The sequence below is a fragment of the Halorubrum salinum genome, from assembly GCF_024494575.1.
GTDB lineage: Archaea > Halobacteriota > Halobacteria > Halobacteriales > Haloferacaceae > Halorubrum > Halorubrum salinum.
Map to the genome: position 1 here is coordinate 21,611 of NZ_JANHDO010000005.1, position 18,393 is coordinate 40,003.

Annotated in this window: 18 protein-coding genes; 6 read left to right on the forward strand and 12 right to left on the reverse strand. The window is 69.3% G+C overall.

Going from position 1 to position 18,393, the window contains the following annotated elements; translation table 11 throughout:
* Positions 1–101 precede the first annotated feature (101 nt).
* Positions 102–1,700, reverse strand: a complete 1,599-nt coding sequence (locus tag NO930_RS12365; protein WP_256403696.1) for a tryptophan--tRNA ligase — start codon at positions 1,698–1,700, stop codon at positions 102–104.
* 68 nt (positions 1,701–1,768) lie between these two features.
* Positions 1,769–2,314: a hypothetical protein gene (locus NO930_RS12370; RefSeq protein WP_256403697.1), complete on the reverse strand. Its 546-nt coding sequence runs from the start codon at positions 2,312–2,314 to the stop codon at positions 1,769–1,771.
* 146 nt (positions 2,315–2,460) lie between these two features.
* Between NO930_RS12370 and NO930_RS12375 the strand changes: the two genes are divergently transcribed.
* Both NO930_RS12375 and NO930_RS12380 read left to right on the forward strand, forming a co-directional pair.
* Entirely contained in the window at positions 2,461–2,646 is a 186-nt protein-coding gene (locus NO930_RS12375) for a hypothetical protein (RefSeq protein ID WP_256403698.1), read from the forward strand.
* Between the two features lie 58 nt (positions 2,647–2,704).
* Complete coding sequence (locus tag NO930_RS12380) at positions 2,705–5,275, forward strand: PAS domain S-box protein (protein ID WP_256403699.1); 2,571 nt, start codon at positions 2,705–2,707, stop codon at positions 5,273–5,275.
* A 67-nt stretch (positions 5,276–5,342) separates the two neighbouring features.
* On the opposite strand, the gene NO930_RS12385 is transcribed toward NO930_RS12380, so the two are convergent.
* Positions 5,343–5,741 carry an OsmC family protein gene (locus NO930_RS12385; RefSeq protein ID WP_137784280.1) on the reverse strand — a complete coding sequence of 133 codons (399 nt, stop codon included), beginning with the start codon at positions 5,739–5,741 and terminating at the stop codon, positions 5,343–5,345.
* 118 nt (positions 5,742–5,859) lie between these two features.
* Between NO930_RS12385 and NO930_RS12390 the strand changes: the two genes are divergently transcribed.
* On the forward strand, positions 5,860–6,723 hold the full coding sequence (locus tag NO930_RS12390; RefSeq protein ID WP_256403700.1) for an aldo/keto reductase: 864 nt from the start codon (positions 5,860–5,862) through the stop codon (positions 6,721–6,723).
* Between the two features lie 16 nt (positions 6,724–6,739).
* On the opposite strand, the gene NO930_RS12395 is transcribed toward NO930_RS12390, so the two are convergent.
* Positions 6,740–8,092: an adenylosuccinate synthase gene (locus tag NO930_RS12395; RefSeq protein ID WP_256403701.1), complete on the reverse strand. Its 1,353-nt coding sequence runs from the start codon at positions 8,090–8,092 to the stop codon at positions 6,740–6,742.
* Between the two features lie 278 nt (positions 8,093–8,370).
* Between NO930_RS12395 and NO930_RS12400 the strand changes: the two genes are divergently transcribed.
* Entirely contained in the window at positions 8,371–8,676 is a 306-nt protein-coding gene (locus tag NO930_RS12400; RefSeq protein ID WP_004045854.1) for a hypothetical protein, read from the forward strand.
* Between the two features lie 74 nt (positions 8,677–8,750).
* Here the strand turns inward: NO930_RS12400 and NO930_RS12405 are convergent, their stop codons facing one another.
* From NO930_RS12405 to NO930_RS12415, 3 genes are all read right to left on the reverse strand, one after another.
* Positions 8,751–11,012, reverse strand: a complete 2,262-nt coding sequence (locus NO930_RS12405; RefSeq protein ID WP_256403702.1) for a DUF7527 domain-containing protein — start codon at positions 11,010–11,012, stop codon at positions 8,751–8,753.
* A 92-nt stretch (positions 11,013–11,104) separates the two neighbouring features.
* Complete coding sequence (locus NO930_RS12410) at positions 11,105–11,578, reverse strand: NUDIX hydrolase (RefSeq protein WP_137783977.1); 474 nt, start codon at positions 11,576–11,578, stop codon at positions 11,105–11,107.
* Between the two features lie 170 nt (positions 11,579–11,748).
* Positions 11,749–12,720, reverse strand: a complete 972-nt coding sequence (locus NO930_RS12415) for a transcription initiation factor IIB (RefSeq protein ID WP_256403703.1) — start codon at positions 12,718–12,720, stop codon at positions 11,749–11,751.
* 305 nt (positions 12,721–13,025) lie between these two features.
* Here NO930_RS12415 and NO930_RS12420 point away from each other — a divergent pair, with 305 nt between their 5' ends.
* Positions 13,026–14,207: a M24 family metallopeptidase gene (locus NO930_RS12420; RefSeq protein WP_256403704.1), complete on the forward strand. Its 1,182-nt coding sequence runs from the start codon at positions 13,026–13,028 to the stop codon at positions 14,205–14,207.
* Positions 14,208–14,312: 105 nt separating this feature from the next.
* Positions 14,313–15,497, forward strand: a complete 1,185-nt coding sequence (locus tag NO930_RS12425) for an MFS transporter (RefSeq protein WP_256403705.1) — start codon at positions 14,313–14,315, stop codon at positions 15,495–15,497.
* 34 nt (positions 15,498–15,531) lie between these two features.
* Here NO930_RS12425 and NO930_RS12430 read toward each other — a convergent pair whose 3' ends face one another.
* The 5 genes from NO930_RS12430 to NO930_RS12450 all read right to left on the reverse strand — a co-directional run bounded on the left by NO930_RS12430 (position 15,532) and on the right by NO930_RS12450 (position 18,376).
* Positions 15,532–15,768, reverse strand: a complete 237-nt coding sequence (locus NO930_RS12430; protein ID WP_049982502.1) for a DUF7120 family protein — start codon at positions 15,766–15,768, stop codon at positions 15,532–15,534.
* 56 nt (positions 15,769–15,824) lie between these two features.
* Complete coding sequence (locus NO930_RS12435) at positions 15,825–16,427, reverse strand: CDP-alcohol phosphatidyltransferase family protein (RefSeq protein WP_256403706.1); 603 nt, start codon at positions 16,425–16,427, stop codon at positions 15,825–15,827.
* Positions 16,424–16,993: an adenylate kinase family protein gene (locus NO930_RS12440; RefSeq protein ID WP_137784714.1), complete on the reverse strand. Its 570-nt coding sequence runs from the start codon at positions 16,991–16,993 to the stop codon at positions 16,424–16,426. The genes NO930_RS12435 and NO930_RS12440 overlap by 4 nt, the downstream gene beginning before the upstream one ends.
* A complete protein-coding gene (hisC, locus tag NO930_RS12445; RefSeq protein WP_256403707.1) occupies positions 16,990–18,084 on the reverse strand; it encodes a histidinol-phosphate transaminase in 1,095 nt (364 codons plus the stop codon). Before hisC ends, NO930_RS12440 begins: the two co-directional genes overlap by 4 nt.
* Positions 18,085–18,193: 109 nt before the next feature.
* Positions 18,194–18,376 carry a DUF7511 domain-containing protein gene (locus NO930_RS12450; RefSeq protein WP_137784700.1) on the reverse strand — a complete coding sequence of 61 codons (183 nt, stop codon included), beginning with the start codon at positions 18,374–18,376 and terminating at the stop codon, positions 18,194–18,196.
* Positions 18,377–18,393: the final 17 nt, after the last annotated feature.

An 18,393-nucleotide genomic window follows, 5' to 3' on the forward strand; every position in this document is an offset into this window, starting at 1 on the left:
AACCGCAAATCGAAATTAACTACGGCATGAGTAATCCGTCGGTTAATTCGACGCCGATCCGGAGCGGACGTAAATAACTACGTTCCGAAACGAAGTAGTATCTAGTGTTCGCCGCCGGTCCCGCGCCGGTCCGAGTCGAGATCGATATCGAGGTCGTCGAGCAGGGCCTCAGCCTCCTCGCGCTTCGCTTGGTGGTCTTCGAGGAACTCGCGCATCAGATCGGCCGCCTGTTCTTTACAACCGCCACAGAGGCGTTCGCCGTTGACGCACTCGGAGTAGACGGTCTTCGTCAGTTCGTCGTCGTCGCCGGCGAGCAGATAGGCGTACAGCTCGTAGACGGGACACTCGTCGGCCTCGCCGCCTCTTTCACGCTGCTCGTCGGCCGTGTCGCGCCCGCCCGTCGTCGCCGCCTTCACCTTGTCGTAGCCGTCCTCGGGGTCGTCTAAAAGCGAGATGTGGCTCGCGGGGACAGAGGATGACATCTTCCCGCCGGTGAGCCCGGTCATGAACCGGTGGTAGATCGAGGAGGGCTGCCGAAACCCGAACCCGCCCGTATCGATCTCGACCTCCCGCGCGAGCGACTCGGCCTCGCCCCGTGTGAGATCGAAGGCGTCGACGTGTCCCTCGAAGACGCGCTTTTCACCGTCGACGGCCTCGATGAGCGCCTCGAACGCCTCTTCGGTGGCGTTTCGATCGAAGAAGCGAACTCGCGGCCGGAGCGGTTCTTTCCCGCCGGCGCGAAGCTTGTCCAGCGCGCTCTGCTTCGCCGCCGTCAGGTCCACGCTCTCGCGGTCGGCCTCTGGCGGCTCGTAGTCCGCGAGCCAGTCGGCGGCGTCCTCACAGCGCACGTCGGTCTCCGCGTCGTCGGCGTCGTCGGCGAGCGCGTCGTACGCCGCCCGCACGAGCCGTCGCTCGTCGTCGTCGAGCTCGAAGCTCGCGAACGCCTCGCTCACCTTGAAGTAGCGTACCCGAGTCGCGAGGTCGCGAGTGAGTCGCACGTGCGGGTCCTGGTCGGGACCGACCGGGATCACCGTGGGCTTCGGCTCGTCGACGAGCTGGGGGTAGAGGATGTCGGCCGTCTGGGTCACGACGCTTTGCATGTGTGAGATGTTCGTCTCGCCGTCGAAGCCGTAGATCGCTTCGAACTCGGAGAAGTTCGCCTTCGAGCCGAGTTCGAACCCCAAATCTTGGACCGCGCGGTTGTCGGACTGCCGGTAGAGTTCTCCCTCCTCGGCGTCGAAGCCGAGCGCCAAAAGCGACAGCAAGTAGTTCCGGGCGTGCTCGTCGATCTCGTCCCACGACATCCCGCGCGCGGAGTGCGCCTCCAGATCCGCGATCAGCCCGAAGGCGTCCGCACCCTGCCGCTGGTGCCAGATGATCTCGTCGAAGACGAGCTTGTGGCCGATGTGCGGATCGCCCGTCGGCATGAACCCAGAGAGCGCGGCGAACGGCTCGTCGTTCGCCATCGCCTCCGCGACCGCGCCGTACTCGCGGTGGCCGAAGATGACGCCGCGTCGCATCAGGTAGTGCGGATCGGTCACGTCGTCGGCGACGTCGTCGAACGCCTCGATGCCGAACTCCGCGAACAGGTCGGCGTAGTCGCCGACCGACGCCGACCCCCACGGGTCGAGCGCGACGTCCTCGCTCGGTTCGCCGTCCGCGCGCTCGTTCCCGCCGTCATCGGGGGTGTCCTCGTCCATACCCCTCCTCCCGTCGGTCGATGCAAAAACCGTTCGCTTGCGCCCGTCGCGACAGACCGCGGTGGGGCTCACCCGCGCAACGCGGCCATCCGAGCGGCGACTCGCACCGCCGTCGCCGCAGACGCCACCCACCCGCCGACCACGAGCAGGGTCGCGACGAGGAGCGACCACTCACCGCCGGCAGCCCAGATCGGGAAGGCCGCCGTCGGCTCGACGACGCCCCAACCGGCCCCCGCCGCGAGCGCGTCTGACCCGCCCGCCGCCCCGGTCTTCCCACCTCCGTCCCCGAGTCCGGCGACCGCGACCGCCGCGAGTCCGGCGGCCGGCGGGATCGACGCTCCGATCGCGACGAGCGCGAACGCCGCGGCTCGGACGGCTCGGCGCCGCCGGCCGCCGCTTCGTCTCCGCCGCGGCCGCGCCCGACCGGACCGGCGGCGACCACGCGAGCGGCACCGGAGCCGGCGGTCGGTCGGCCGTCTCCGGGCGTTCGTCCGTCGTCGTTCGGTGGTCCGTCGGTGGCCGTGTGTCCGGTGTCGGCCGCGTGGTCGCCGCCGGCCGTCCTCGGACCGGCCGCCGATCCCCGGGTTCCGGCCGGCTCTCCGTTGGCGTCGCATACCGGGAGGTGCCGCGGTATCCGTCCTAAACGGATCCCCGGTGCGTCGCGGTCACCGACGTCGTCGTCGGCCGTCTCCGCGGCCCTCGCGAGCACGCACCGCGACCACAACGCGGTGTTTTTGTCGTCGCGTCGCGTAACGTAAGCGTGAGTTCTCGGACACCGAACTACCGAACTCTCCGGCTCCTGTGCGCGAACGGGGCAGGCATGGTGGGGTTCCTGTCGGCGTACGCGCTCGGGAGAGACTTCGTGCTCGCGCTCGCGGCGGGCGGCGTCGTCGCCGCCATCGGCTACGCCGCCTCCAGCGCGGTGGTCTCTTACGCGGGCGGGTGACGCCCGCGGGCTGCGATATGCGAACGATTATGATTTTGAGTCCCGTGGACACTATCGAATGACGGAACGAGAGGAGGGGTCGGCGGCCGGCGCGAGACCGACGGCCGGGTCCCCGATCGATGTTCTCGTGGTGGCCGGAGACGAACGCGCCGCCGACGCGACCGCCACGGCGATCGGCCGGCACGACCCTCGCGTCACGGCCACGGCGACGGCGGACCCCGACGAGGTGTTCCGGACGCTCGATAACGAGGGTGTGGACTGCGTCGTCAGCGAACACGACCTCCCCGAAGGTCACGGTATCGGCCTCCTCGAAACGGTCCGTGACCGGCACGGCGACCTCCCGTTCGTGCTGTTCGTCAGAGACGGGTCCGCGACCGTCGCGAGCGAGGCCGTCTCCGCGGGCGTCGACGAGTACGTACCGAAGGGGGAGTTTTCGGACCCGTTCGAAACGCTCGTCTCTCGGATCGAAGACGCCGTCTCGCGGGCCCGCGCCGAACGACAGCTCACGGACCATCTCGATCGAATGACCGACGCCTTCTGCGGGCTGGACGACGACTGGCGGCTCACGTACCTCAACGCCCACGCATCCGAACTCCTCGATCGGGACGCAGACGACCTCCTCGGCCGGCGGATCTGGGACTGTTTCCCGGGACTCGACGGGACGGCCCTCGAATCGGAACTCCGCTCGGCGATGGAGACCGGGGAGTCGTCGACTTTCGAGTATCACGCCGACCTGATCGACGCCGACCTCGAGATCGACCTGTACCCCTCGCCGACCGGGCTGTCGGCGTACTTCCGAGACGTGACAGAGCGGAAAGAGCGCGAACGCGAGTTAGAAGAGCTGTCAGAACGGTTCCAGCTCGCCCTCGAGGGTGCCGACGTCGGCGTTTGGGACTGGAACGTCCGCACGGACGAGGTGCAGTTCGACGACCGCTGGGCGGCGATGCTCGGATACGATCCGTCGGAGATCGCCTTTGATCTCTCGGAGTGGGAGGACCGCGTCCACCCGGACGACATCGGCCGGGTCTGGGAGGCGTTGGAAGCGCATCTGGCCGGGGAGACGGCGCACTTCCAGTGCGATTACCGGATGCGAACGAAACGGGGCGACTGGCGGTGGATCCGCGACCGCGGGCGAGTCGTCGAGCGCGACGGCGACGAGCCGGTACGCGCCGTCGGCATCCACATCGACGTGACCGACGAGAAGGCGCGCGAGCGCGCGCTCGAACGGTACCGACGGCTGCTCGATGAGCTTCCAGAGAGCGTCTGCGAGTACGACGCAGAGGGACGGTTTTCGCTCGCGAACGACCGCGTCGCGTCGGTCTACGGCGCGTCACCGGACGACCTCACCGGACGGGAGAGCCTGCTCGTAGAGCGGATCCGCGAGACGGCGGACGGCGATCCGTTCGACGATCTCGTCGCGGGTGACCGCGAACGGCTGTCGGGAACGGTGGAACTCGACCTGCCGGACCGGCCGGAGACCATCGTGGACTACGATCTGCAGCGGCTCCTCATCGACGGCGAGTTCGACGGCGTCCTCAGCATCTCCCGCGACGTGACCGCAGAGCGCCGCCGCCAACAGCGGCTCGAACGCACCTCGGCGCGGTTGGAGGCGCTTTACGAGGGCTCTCCCGACATGATCGACATCCACGACGACGAGGGACAGATAGTCGACGCGAACCGGGCGATGCTCACCGAACTCGGCTACGACCACGAGGAGATCACCGACCTCGCGGTCTGGGACGTCGACGAACAGATGGACCGGACGGAGGCGTTCGAGATCTGGGAGGGGCTGGAGACCGGCGAGACGGTCCGGTTAGAGACGACGTTTCGCCGCGCCGACGACACGTCGCTGCCCGTCGAAGTCCACGTCCGTCGCATCGACGTGCAGGGGGAGTCGCGGTTCCTCGCCAGCAGCCGCGACATCTCCGAGCGGAAGGCGTACGAACAGCGGATCGAACGCGAGAACGAGCGGCTCGACGAGTTCGCGAGCATCGTCTCTCACGACCTCCGAAACCCGCTCAACGTCCTCTCCGGGTATCTACACCTCGCTATGGAGACCGGTAACGACGACTACTACGAGCGGTGCGAGCGCGCGCTCGACGAGATGGAGCGCCTGATAGAGGACGTGCTCACGCTCGCGCGGCAGGGGGACGCGGTCGACGACGCGGAGCCGATCGACCTCGGCGAACTGGCGACGCGCTACGCCGAAGACGAGTTCGGTCCGATAGACGGCCCCACCGACGGACCCGTGGTAGATGACGAACCCGGGACCGGAGGCGACGTCTCGATAGACGTCACGGTCGAGGCCGACCGGACGCTGTTCGCGGACGCCGGTCGCCTCAAACGGATCCTCGGGAACCTCCTGCGGAACGCGGCCGAACACGGCGGTGACCGCGTCGTCGTCGGCGACCTCCCCGACGGGTTTTACGTCGAAGACGACGGCCCCGGAATCCCAGAAGACCGCCGGGACGCCGTCTTCGAGAGCGGCTACTCGACGTCGGGTGCGGGAACCGGTTTCGGGCTCGCGATCGTCCAGAGCATCGCCGAGGCGCACGGGTGGGAGGTGACGCTGACGACGTCCGCATCGGGCGGCGCTCGGTTCGAGTTCACCGGCGTGGAGCGACCGTAGTTCGCGGCGGAAAAAGTGCGCTACCGATCGGAATGCAACGCGGATTGGCGCGTTCAGCGCCCGACGCTCAGAACGCGTTCGGGTAGACGCTGATCTCCGCGTGGAGTCCCTCGCGCAGGGCGCTGTGGACGTGACAGATGCCCTCTGCGCGCTCGGCGACGTCCGCTGCCGTCTCCTCGTCGAGGTCGGCTTCGACGTGAACGTCGAAGGTGATGGCTTCGAGATCGTCGTCGTCGTCGAGGTCGGCGCCGGCGTCGATCTGTACCTTTCCGAGGTCGTCTTCGCCCCGCTGGCTGCCCCCGACGCGGAATGCGGGGAGATAACAGGAGGCGTACGTCGCGACGAGCGCGGCGTTCGGGTTCGGACCCGTCTCGTCGGTCGCGTCGATCTGTAAGTCGAAGTCGCCGACTTGGCTCGTGCAGGCGTATCCGTCCTCGGAGACGGTAGTGGTCTCGATGTCTGCCATGGTCGGGTTAGCGTTCGGTCGCGGCCGAATAAAGGTTGCCGACATCGGCACGGCGCGGGGTCGCGACGGTGCGTCCGGTACCCGCACCCGTTTCAGCGTGGCGCGTCTCCGTTCGGCGATGGCTCTCACGCCCCACGACGACAGCGACACGTTCGAGTTCGCCGACGGCGCGACCGTCGATCGCCTCGGCTTCGGCGCGATGCGCCTCACCGGCGAGGACATCGTCGGCGCGCCTCCCGACGAGGCGGCGGCGAAGCGCGTCCTCCGGCACGCGGTCGAGTCCGGCGTCGACTTCGTCGATACCGCGGACTCCTACGGCCCGGGCGTCTCCGAGCGGCTGATCGGCGAGGAGATCGGCGACGATCCCGAGGTGCTCGTGGCGTCGAAAGCCGGGCTGCTCCGCAACCGCGAGGGCGACTGGATCCCGCACGGCGACCCCGACTTCCTCAAGAATCAGGTGCTGTGCAGTCTCGACCGGCTCGGCGTCGACGCGATCGACCTGTACCAGCTCCACCGTCCCGACCCCGACACCGACTTCGAGGCGTCCGTTCACGCCTTCGCCGAGATGAGAGACGCCGGGCAGATCGACCGCGTCGGCCTCTCGAACGTCTCCGTCGACCAGCTGGAGACGGCGCTAGACATCGTCGACGTCGCGACCGTCCAGAACCGCTATGACGTGGGGAACCGCGACGAGGAGGCCGTCCTCCGCGCCTGCGAGGACCGCGGTATCGGGTTCATCCCGTGGGGGCCGATGTACGCGGTCGACGAAGACGAGGCAGGGTCCGTGCTCGACTCGGTCGCCGAGCGGCGCGGCGCGAGCCCGCACCAAGTCGCGCTCGCGTGGCTCCTGCAACACTCCGAGGTGACGCTGCCGATCCCGGGAACGTCGAGCGTCGATCACCTCGACGCCAACCTCGGAGCCGCGCGGCTGGAGCTGATTGACGAGGACGTGAGAGAACTGGACGCGATCGATCCGCGGTAGAGCGGACCCGCTCGGGCTACTCGTCGAACGGGTTCGTCAGCTCGACCGTCTCCTCGCGGTCGGGGCCGACGCCGACGGCGTACACCGGCGTGTCGATCTCGTCGGCGACGAACTCGAGATACTCGCGGGCCGCCTCGGGCAGCGCGTCGTATCCTTCTTCGGCGACCGCGGCCGAGTCGAACGGCTCCCACGTGTCGAGCGTCTCGTAGACGGGTTCACAGCGCTCCCACCGCTCGGTCGTCGTGGGTACCGTGTCCAGTTCGTCCCCGTCGAGCTCGTAGGCGGTACACGCCTTCAGTTCGTCGAGCCCGGCGAGCACGTCGACGTGGTTGACGGCGACGCCAGTGAACCCCGAGACGCGCGCGGCGTGGCGTAACATCGGGAGGTCGAGCCAGCCGATCCGCCGCGGGCGACCGGTGACCGTTCCGAACTCGCCGCCCTTCTCGCGGATGTCGTCGGCGAGCGCCTCCTCCTCGGCGTCGCCGTCGAGTTCGGTCGGGAGCGGCCCCGAGCCGACCCGCGAGAGGTACGCTTTTACGATGCCGACGACCTCGCCGTCTCCGACGGTCGTGACTCCGAGTCCCGAGCCGACCGCGGCTCCGCCCGCCGTCGGGTTCGAGGAGGTGACGAACGGGTAGTTGCCGTGGTCGACGTCGATGTGTGTCCCCTGTGCGCCCTCGAAGAGGATTCGGTCGCCGGCGTCGCTCCGGCGGTTGAGGTAATCCGAGCAGTTGACCGTCATCCCCTCGTCGGCGAGGCGTTCGCCGATACGGGTGAACTCCTCGTGGAGGGCGTCGACGTCGAACGCCTCGGCGCGGTCGTCCTCAGCGAGGTCGAGCCCGTACACGTCCTCGACGAGCGCGCGCTTCTGTGGCACGGCGTATTCGAGCTTCTCGCGGAGCACGTCGGGCGCAAGCAGGTCTGCGATCCGGATTCCCCGCCGGCCGGCCTTGTCCTCGTAGGTGGGGCCGATCCCGCGGCCGGTCGTGCCGACCTCGTCGCCGGCGTCGTCGTCGGCTTTGACTTCCTCTTCGATCCCGTCGAGCACGCGGTGGTACGGCATGATGACGTGCGCGCGGCGGGCGACGCGCACGTCGGGGTCGAGCCCGCGCTCGCGCAGGTCGTCGATCTCCGTGAACAGCGTTTTCGGGTTGACGACACAGCCGTTTCCGAGGATGCCGACCGTGCCTCGGACCGCGCCGCTCGGTACGAGCGAAAGCTTGTACTCCGTGCCCCCTTCGACGACGGTGTGGCCGGCGTTGTCGCCGCCCTGATAACGGACTACGACGTCCGCGTCCCCTCCCCACCGGTCGACGAGCGCGCCCTTGCCCTCGTCACCCAGCTGGGAGCCGACGATGGTGAGTGTCATACGACCGCTGTGTTCCCTTCGGGGGGTAAAACCGATTACGGTCCACGGACGAAAGTATTGCACGAACGTGGATCAGTAGTTTCCATTGTCCTCCAAAGTGTCCCCGTTTGTGCACGCCTGAGGGGGTGCGTGCTTCCCCAGTGTCGCGCGTATCCGGCTGACTCGTCGGGATCCGCGACCGAACACGTTAACTCCCCCCACGTCAAACCGTTGAATCAAGCGGCCGGCGGCTCCCGACAGCAACTTTTAAACGGGGGCATGACAAGTTAACATGTGCCATGATAGATCGACTAGAGAAGGAGGTAGACATGCTGGAACGACACCTCCAGGTTCTGCGGATGGTCATCGAGAACGAACCGATCGGTATCGTGAAGATGTCGAACGAGACGGGCTACCCGCACCACAAGGTCCGCTACTCGCTGCGCGTGCTCGAAGAGGAGAATCTCATCGAGCCGTCCAGTCAGGGTGCGATCACGACCGAGCGGACCCACGAGTTCGTCGACGAACTCGACGAGAAGCTCGACGAGACGGTCGATAAGCTCGGATCCATGCGGATCGACGACGCCGCCGAACTGGAAAACTGACCTGACTGCCGCGCGCTGTCTCGATTTCTGCGGTACGGAGCTTTCGATGTCGCCTCCGTTTTCGCGTTCCGGTCCTAGAGGTCCGGCACGGTCATGTGGAACCCCCCGTCGCGCGCCTCGACGAGACAGAGGTGATAGCCGCGCTTGCGCGAGAGCTTCACGAAGCTCGCGCGCTTCGACCGGCTGAACAGCCCGCCGCCGACGGCGTCGCTCGCCGTCTCCAGCGCGCCCGGCTCGAAGAAGCTCTCCGTCACCGCGAACGCCGCCGCGAACGAGTCGTTCGACTCGGCGATGTCCCGGCCGTTCGCTACGATCGACTCCAGGGTCCCCTCCGCGGTCGGGTCGCGACTGTCGTTGAGGTCGGCGACGAAGAGCGGGTTCCCCATCCGGTCGCGTAAGACGAGGTCGAACGAGCGCTGTTCGCGGGTCTCTTCGCCGCCCTCTCGGATCGCGATCGACACCGAGCCGCCGATCTCGGCTCGGTCGATCTCGGGAAGCGCGTCGTACAGGTCGCGAAGCACGCTCTGGCTGCCGGTCTCGCTCACCTCGAACGGGAGGTCCTCGACGAGCCACCGCGTGAACCCGTACTCGATCGTCTCCCGCAGGAACTCCTCGTACGGGCGTCCCTCGACGGCGAGCCCGTCGGTCTCGAAGCTCGTGTGGTGTTCGATCCGGAGGTTCTCCCGCAGGGCGTCCCGGTCCACCGCGCCGTCGTGGGCGTCTTCGAGGGTCGCACCGCCCTTCGAGTCGTACCGGACGAAGAGGTTCGTCCCCTCGCGCGCTTCGGCGGCCGACAGGCTCCGGTCGCTCTCCGGGAGCCGGTCGCGCACGGACGACAGTTCCTCGCGGAGCCGGTCGCGCTCCTCGCGGAGCGTCGAGACCTCGGACTCCAGTCTGTCGATCTCGGCGGTGAGGTCGTCGCGCTCGTCCGCGATCTCGTCGCGTTCGGCCGCGAGCTTGTCTCGTTCCGCCTCCAGCGACTCTCGCGCCTCCGTCGCCGTTTCGAGCGCGGTTTCGAGTTCCCGGATCCGCGCCGTGGCCCGCTCGACCGACGGTGCACCCGACTCCCGGCTCTCCGACTGCTGTGCCACCGCTGCGCCGTTCGGCCCGGACCGGTCCGTGGACCGGCGGTCGGTCGAGCGGTTCCGGTCCCCGGTCGTCGCGCCGGGCTCCGCTCCGCGCTCCGGCGGCGGGCTCGCCTCGTCCGGGTCGAGCGCCGGTATCGACTTCTGCTCGCGCCACTGCTCCTCCTCGGAAAAGACGTCGTCGTCAGCCGGCGACGCCGATCCGTCGCGACCGCCGGCCTCCGCGCGGTCGGGAGACGCGCCTCGCGCCGGTGTGGGCCCGTCGTCCGGATCCCGGTCGTCGCGCTCTCCTCCCGTCTCGTCCCGGTCCGGTCTCCGCGTCGGCTCCGGGTCCGCGGCCGACGCGTCACCGGCCGCGTCCGCGGCCCGGCTCGGCTCCGCGCTGGCGCGGTCGCGGCCGTCTTCGTCGCCGGGGGTATCAGAGCCGGTGTCGGCGTCGGGTTCGGTTCCGGCGTCGCCGTCCGCCTCGCCGGCGTCGAGCGCCGCGTCACCCGCCGGCTCGTCCGCCGGATCGGCCACGACCGGATCGGGGCTCGCGTCGTCCGCGCCCCCCGGCGCGTCGTCGGCCGACCCGGCGTCTCCCCGCGCGTCGTCCGCGTCCGCCGACGCGGTCGGCTCCGCGTCGTCCACGGCCGGCTCAGCGCCGGCGGCGGTCGTCTCTCTCTCGCCGCCGACCGAACCGGAAGCCGTCGCCTCGTCGGCCGCCGTGTCGCCCGTCGGCAGGTCGCGGACGTCGAGGTCGACCTCGTAGACGGTGTAGATCCCGACCTCGTCGTCGGCGAGTTCGAACGCGTCGTCGCCGGTTTCGAGCCGGCGCGAGTTGCCCACGTACGCCGCGGCCATCGACTCTCCGGCCGTGTACGTGACGTAGTAGTCACCCGAGAGCACGTTCTCCGACAGCTCGACGTAGCCGGTGAACCCCCCCTGTGAGAGCTTGCGGTCGGCCTCCGAGAGCGACGTGTCGTTCGTGTAGTACTGCGCCCGCGGCTCGCCGCCCCGCTCCTGCATGGCGAACAGGACCGGCAGGACCTCTTGCGGGGCCTCGTAGACGGTCCCGGACGCGTCCGCGAACCCGTCGAGATCGCCGTCGGCGACGCCCACCACGCGCCCCTCGAACAGGAACAGCCACGCCATACCGTCGGTCACCGCGCCGGAGAACTCCCCGTCGACGAGACGCGATAGCCCGGCGAACCCGTCCGAGAACTCGCGAGCGTCCCACTCGGTGATCTCCGATCTTCGCTGTGCGTCCATCTTGGGCGTACGTCGCCCGCTTTGACCCATATAGCTTCCGGACCGTGAGACACTCGTCTGACACCGGATCGCGGGCGAATCGCCCCGCGCCGTTACGCGTCTCCGACGGTCGCGATCGCCTCGCGACCGAGGTCGATCACGTCCGGCTGGAGGTCGCTCTCCGACAGTTCCGCCGCGGTGTACCACCGCCACTCGCCGGCGTCGACCTCGCCGTCGCCGCTGGGCGTTATCTCCCGCGAGTCGACGCGAGCGAAGTAGAGGTGATCGACGTGCTGGTGTCCCACGGATCCGTCCTCGTGAACGTTGATGTCGTGAAGCATCAGGTGTGTCGGCTCCGGAATCCCGCGGGTGTTCGGCCCCGTGACGGACGACTCGTCCGCGACGAGCTCCGCCGCGAGCCCCGTCTCTTCACGCACCTCTCGCAGCGCGGCCTCGTGCGGCAGTTCGTCGCGGTCCACGTGCCCGCCGGGCGGGAGGCGGATGCCGAGCCGCTCGTGTGCGTGGAGCGCTGTCGCACCGTCGTTGACGACGTACGTCGTCGCCGTGAAGTGACGCGTGGTCTCCATACGCCCGCTTGGTCGGACGGCTCTTCGCGGTTTCGGTCGGACGCGTCGCTGTGAACCGTCGGGGTGCGAGAAGTTCCGGGACGGAGGAATCGTCCGGACGCCGGAAACGTCGGAAAAGCGAGAAACGTCGAAGAGACGGCGGAGAGGGGCGCGTCGCGGTTCGGTTCAGTTCAGTTCAGCGCGACGCCGTCTTCGGCCTCCAGAAGCTCGTGGTAGCGGTTCCGGATGGTGACCTCGCTGATGTTCGCCACGTCGCTGACGTCGCTCTGTGTCACCTTCTCGTTCACTAGGAGGGAAGCCGCGTAGACGGCGGCGGCCGCGAGGCCGACCGGCGATTTCCCCGAATGGAGCCCCTCGGACTTCGCGGTTTCGAGGAGCGACCGGGCCCGGCGCTCGGCCTCATCGGAGAGGCCGAGGTCGCTCGCGAACCGCGGGACGTAGCTGCCGGGGTCCGCGGGCTGGATCTCCAGTTTCAGCTCGCGGACGACGTACCGGTACGTCCGAGCGATCTCGTCTTTCTCGACCCGCGAGACGGCCGCGATCTCGTCGAGGCTCCGCGGCGTCCCGGCCTGTCTGGCGGCGGCGTACAGCGACGCCGTGGAGACGCCCTCGATCGAGCGCCCGGGCAGGAGATCCTCGTCGAGCGCGCGGCGGTAGATGACGGAGGCCGTTTCACGGACGTTGTCGGGGAGCCCGAGCGCCGAGGCCATGCGGTCGATCTCGCCGAGCGCCTGCTTGAGGTTGCGCTCTTTCGAGTCGCGCGTGCGGAAGCGCTCGTTCCACGTGCGGAGCCGCTGCATCTTCTCGCGCTGCCGGCTGGACAGCGACTTCCCGTAGGCGTCTTTGTCCTGCCAGCCGATGTTCGTCGAGAGCCCCTTGTCGTGCATCATGTTCGTCGTCGGGGCTCCGACCCGCGACTTGCTGTCCTTCTCTTTGGAGTCGAACGCGCGCCACTCCGGCCCGCGGTCGATCTCGTCTTCTTCGACGACGAGCCCGCAGTCGACACAGACCGTCTCGCCGTGCTCCGTGTCGGTCGCGAGTTGACCGCCACACTCCGGACAGCGTAGCTCCTCGTCGGCCGATTCGGTTTCCGACTCGTCGCGTACCTGCTCCGCCGTATACGTTCGAACGTTTTCGCTCATTGGGTTTGTAGGTGGAGGGAACGAGGGGACCGAGAGACGCGTCTCGGTTGGTTATCCTCACACACGGATACGGACTCGAAGCATTTAAAACTTCGCCTGCAATTCCAGATCCGATAACACGCCGCAGAACACGCTGTACGTCTCGTTCGTCCGATTTTTTTGTGCGCCAAAGAGCGGCCGTCTCCCTGGCCGCCGATCTCGATGAGAAGACCGAGGTGTGGTATATATAGGTTTCGCGGGGGCGGTGCCGCGTGTCGGTCCCTCGGCGGGGCAACCGATTTGGCGGTCGGACGAGCAGAGGCGGTATGAACCGCACGCGACTCGACGCTCGCCTCGCCGACCTCGACACGGACGGATACCTCCTCGACGCCGACAGCGACGACGCCAACCAGCTGTATCTCTCCGGCTTCACCGGCCCAGACCCGTTCTTGACGCTGTACGCCGACGGCGACGTCCACCTGCTCGTCTCCGGGCTGGAGTACGGCCGCGCGCGCTCCGAGTCGGCGGCCGACACGGTCGAGCGCCACGCCGACTACGACTACGAGTACGGGGGTCGCGAGGCGCGACACGACATGTACGCCGCCTTCGTCCGCGACAAGGGCGCGGAGTCGGTGTCGATGCCGCCGCGCGCGCCGGTCGGCACCGCCGACGCGCTCCGCGAGCGCGGGATCGACGTCGCCGTCGACGGCGACGACCGGCTCGGCGACGTCCGCGCGGTGAAGACCGACGAGGAGATCAGGGCGATCCGCGAGGCCCAGCGCGCCAACGAGGCCGCGATGCGAGCCGCCGAGGGCCTCCTCGCCGAGGCCGACGTGGCGGGCGATGACGCGCCCGGCTCCGATGTCGAGCGGGGAACCCTCGTCCACGAGGGCGAGCCGCTCACGAGCGAGCGCGTCGCCGAGGAGATCGAGGTCACCCTGTTGCGCCACGGCTGCGCGCTCGACGAGACGATCGTCGCCGGCGGCGCGCAGGCCGCGGACCCCCACGACCGCGGCTCCGGCCCGCTCCGCGCGAACGAGGCGATCATCGTCGACATCTTCCCGCGCTCGAAGGCGACGAGGTACAACGCGGACATGACTCGGACGTTCTGCGTCGGCGAGCCGCCGGCCGCGCTCCGCGAGTGGTACGACCTCACCGAGCGAGCGCTCGCGGCCGCGCTCGACGCCGTCGAACCGGGAGCCACCGGCGAGGACGTGCACGCGGCGGCCTGCGAGGTGTACGAGGACGCCGGCGAGCCGACGTTCCGGACCGACCCCGAGACGGAGACCGGGTTCATCCACTCGACGGGCCACGGGATCGGCCTCGACGTCCACGAGTCTCCCCGGCTCGCGAGCGGCGGCGACGAGCTGGAGCCCGGTCACGTGATCACCGTCGAGCCCGGCCTCTACGACCCCGACGTGGGCGGCGTCCGGATCGAGGACCTCGTCGTCGTCACCGACGACGGCTACGAGAACTGCACCGACTACCCGGTCGAGTTCGTCGTCTGATCGAGCCCCGAGCCGGGCCCGCCGCGGCGAGCGGACGCGCCGCCCAGACCCGGCTCTGCTGGCCGCGATCGGAACCGGCTTTCGGCGTGGCGTCGCACGTCGACCGTGAACTGGCGGTACAAGCACACGGCGCTCGCGCTCTGTACGCTCGCGTTCACCGCGACGATGGTCGCCCGGCTCGCCATCAGCCCGCTCGTCCCGGCGATCACGACGCGGTTCGGCGTGACGAACGCGACCGTCGGGCTCGCGCTCTCCGGGATGTGGCTCGCGTACGCGCTCGCGCAGTTCCCGTCCGGGCTCCTCGGTGACCGATACGGCGAGCGGCGAGTCATCCTGACCGCCCTGGGTGCCACCGCCGTCGCCTCGGTGCTGATCGCGGCCGCGCCGACGATCCACGTGTTCGCGCTGTTTACCGTGGTACTCGGCGCGGGCGCGGGCCTCCACTACACGGTGGCGTCCGCGTACCTCACGCGGCAGTTCGACGACATCGGTCGGGCCATCGGCGTCCACGTCGCCGGCGGGCCGATAGCCGGTCTCGCCGCGCCGCCGCTCGCGGCGCTCGTCGGCTCCCGGTACGGCTGGCGCGCGGGCATCCTCCTCGGAACCGCCGTCGCCGTGCCCGTCTTCGCGCTGTTCGCGTGGCGAGTGCGCCCCACGTCACCGGTCCGCCCGGACCAGCCCGTCGGCGACCGGATCGCGATCGGCCCCCTCCGCGAACTCCTCTCGCGCCCGTCGATCCGGTACACGACCGCGCTCGCGACGATGGGCGCGTTCTCGTGGCAGGCCACCGCCTCCTTCCTCCCGACGTTCCTCGACGTGGGCAGCGGGCTGTCGACGGCGCTGTCCGCGCTTCTGTTCTCGCTGTACTTCGTCGTCCACGGCGGTACGCAGCCGGTGACGGGGTCGCTGTCCGACCGGATCGGTCGCGACGCCACCGCGATGATAACGATGGGGTCCGGCGTCGTCGGCTACGGACTGCTCGTCGCGACGGCGCGCTTCGACCTCGGACTCGCCCCGACGGTCGTCGCCGTCGGCTTCGTCGGCGTCGCGATGTCGTGGGGCGCGCCGGTCCAGTCGCGGTTCATGGACCTGCTCTCGGACACCGAACGCGGCGCGGGGTTCGGGCTCGTCAGGACGGTCTACATGACGCTCGGCGCGTCCGGGAGCGTCGTCGTCGGCTTCGTCTCCGACACCGCGGGGTGGGCACCCGCGTTCGGCCTGCTCGCCGGCGTGATGGCGCTCGCGCTGTGCGCGCTGGTAGCGAACCGGCTGCTCGGCGGGCGGTACTAACCCGAAAACAGCGAGGGTGCGGAGCCGCTTGGCGCTAGAGCGTGTCGTCTTCGAGGCTGCCGGGGTCCTGGGCGGTGTCGAACATGTTGTTCTCCGCCCCGTCGAGCATCTCGTCGCGGGGGTCGTCGTCGACGACGCTCACGTTGTACGCCTCGATCCCGGAGGCGATGAGGTCCTCTGCGGCCTGCTCTTCGGAGACGAACTCCTGTTCTGCGAGCTGTTGGAACTCCGCGTAGACGTCGTCGGAGAGGTTGAGTTCGAAGGTGGGCATACCCCCCGTTCCGGCCGGACCCTTTTAAATATTCCCTCGCCGGTGACGGCGACCGCTCACAGGTCGCGCCACGCGCCGAGGAACCGCTGGACGGCGGTCAGGTGTCCCACCGCGGCGAACAGCGCGAGGAGGAGGCCGACGACGGAGTAGCCGGCGACGACGGGCGCGGCGTAGACGGCGGCGACGAGACCGACGACGCCCATCAGCGCGAGGCGGTCGGCGCGGCCGAGCAGACCGCCGTACTCGCGGCCGATGCCGACCGCCTGTATCTGCGTGCCCATGTACGAGGTCATCAGGACGCCGGTCACGGCGAGGAAGCCGAGCGCGTAGGCGTCGACGCCCGCGGTGAACCCCGCGATGACCGCGATGTCGGCGTAGCGGTCGAGCACGTGGTCGAGGAGGTCGCCGCCGTCGGAGGCGACGTCGAGCCGGCGCGCGAGCGCGCCGTCGACGAGGTCGAGCCACCCGTTGAGGAAGACGCAGACGGCTCCGACCGCGTAGAACGCCGCCGTGCCGACCGCGAACGCGCCGCCGGCGGCGACCGCCACGCCGAACGCGACGACGCTCACCTGGTCGGGCGAGAGCCCCAGTTTGGCCGCCGCCGTCACCCACGGACCGAGCAGGCGGTCCGCGACCGAGCGGTACTTATCGAGCGTCATCCGCCCGCTCGCCCCTCGCCGTCGGCCTGCAGATACTCGATGAAATCGACGGTGCCGGCGCTCGGCTCGCGCTCCCCGTCGATCACCGCGCGGACCGCCGCGGCGACCGACTCCGGATCGGCGTCGGTCACGTCGACCTCGTAGACGTTCTCCGTGCCGTGTTCGGCGACCGCCTCCGAGAGGACCACGTCGAGCGCCTCGCTCTCCGCATTCTCCTCGGCGGTCGCGGCCGACTCGCCGCGTTCGCGAAGCCGCCGCTCGACCGTCCGGGGGTGACAGCGCAACACGACGACGCGGTCGGCGTCGAACCGGTGTGCCAAGTGGGAGTCGAGCACGCCCGACCAGTCGCCGAGGCGCTCGCGGACCGCATCCAGATCCGCGACGAGCGTGTCGCGGTCGGCGTCGCGCTCGGTCCACAGGTCCTCGTCGCCTTTTATCTCCTCGTTCAGGTGGATCACGTCGTACTCGTCTTCGAGCAGCGCTGTCGCCGTCGACTTTCCGACCCCGGGCGTTCCGGTGACGGCGACGCGGTCGGCCACGCCGGTGTCTCCGGTTTCGCCCGTCACGCGCGAACACCGAGGTCGAGGTCGGCGAGGACTCGGTTGAGCGTCTCGACCGCCTCGCGCGTCTCGTCGCGGGTGCCCGTCGAGATCCGGACGTGCTCCGGTAGCCCGAACGAGGTGCAGTCGCGGATGATGACGCCGCGGTCCTGTGCCGCGTCGGCGACGCGCTCGGCGTCGCCGACGCGCGCGAGCACGAAGTTCCCCGCGGAGTCGACGGTCGGCGCGTCGAGTTCCTCGGCGATGTACCCGCGCGCCCACCGGGCCGTCTCCACCGACTCCGCGACGTGTTCCTCGTCGTCGAGCGCGGCGAGCGCTGCCCGACACGCCAGCTCGTTCGCGGCGAACGGCGTGTTGACCCGGGCGTACGCCTCGCCCCACTCCTCGGGAACGACGGAGTAGCCGATCCGCAGCCCGGCGAGCCCGTACGCCTTCGAGAACGTGCGGAGGACGGCCACGTCGTCGCGCTCGTCGACGAGCGGGATCGCGCTGTCGACCTCGGCGAACTCCCCGTACGCCTCGTCGACGACGACGAGCGTCTCCGGCGCGGTCGCGTCCGCGACGGTCTCTATCGCCGCGAGCGGCATCGTCGAGCCCGTGGGATTGTGCGGCGAGGTGACGTAGACGATCCGCTCGCCGCCGTACGCGGAGAGGACGGTCTCCGCGTCCTGTGTGAACCCGTCGGCCGGGTCCAGTTCGTACTCCGCGACCTCGCCGTGGTGGTACCGCGCGGACATCGCGTAGTAGGCGAAGCCTGGGCTCGGGACGAGCACCTCGTCGCCGGGCGACAGCGTCGCCCGCGAGAGGTAGTCGATGGAGCCGTCCGCGCCCGGCGAGACCCACACCTGTTCCGGTGTGACGTCCCACATCTCTGCGATCTTCGCGGTCAGGTCCGTGTGCGAGGACTTGGGATACTGGTGGACCCGGTCTGCGTGCTCGCGGATCGCCTCTACGGCCGCCGGGCTCGGCCCGTGCGGGTTCTCGTTCGAGGAGAGCTTGATCAGGCCGTCGGGGTCGAGCCCGCGGTCGCGGGCCACCTCCTCGACGCCCCGGCCGGGCACGTACGGCGAGTGATCGGAGAGATCCCGTGGGTGCATGGGGACGTATCCGAGCGGGGCGCTCTTAAGGGTGGCCGAACGGATCAACGAAGCGCGGTCGCTCCCTCGTCGCCGCTATCCGCCCCGACCGTGACGCCGGTCCCGAGTGCTACCGCCACTCCGACCGCGGCACGCAGTCCGACTCTCGTACCGTGATCCAGCGCGTCGTCCGGTCGTCCGGGTCGCGATCCCGCTCGAAGAACGTCACCTCCCCGTCGGCGTCGGCGTCGTCGGTCCGCTTGCAGACGAGCTCAGGGGGCTCGGCGCGCACACGCGTCGGTGACGTGGACATACGTACCGATTCGCTCG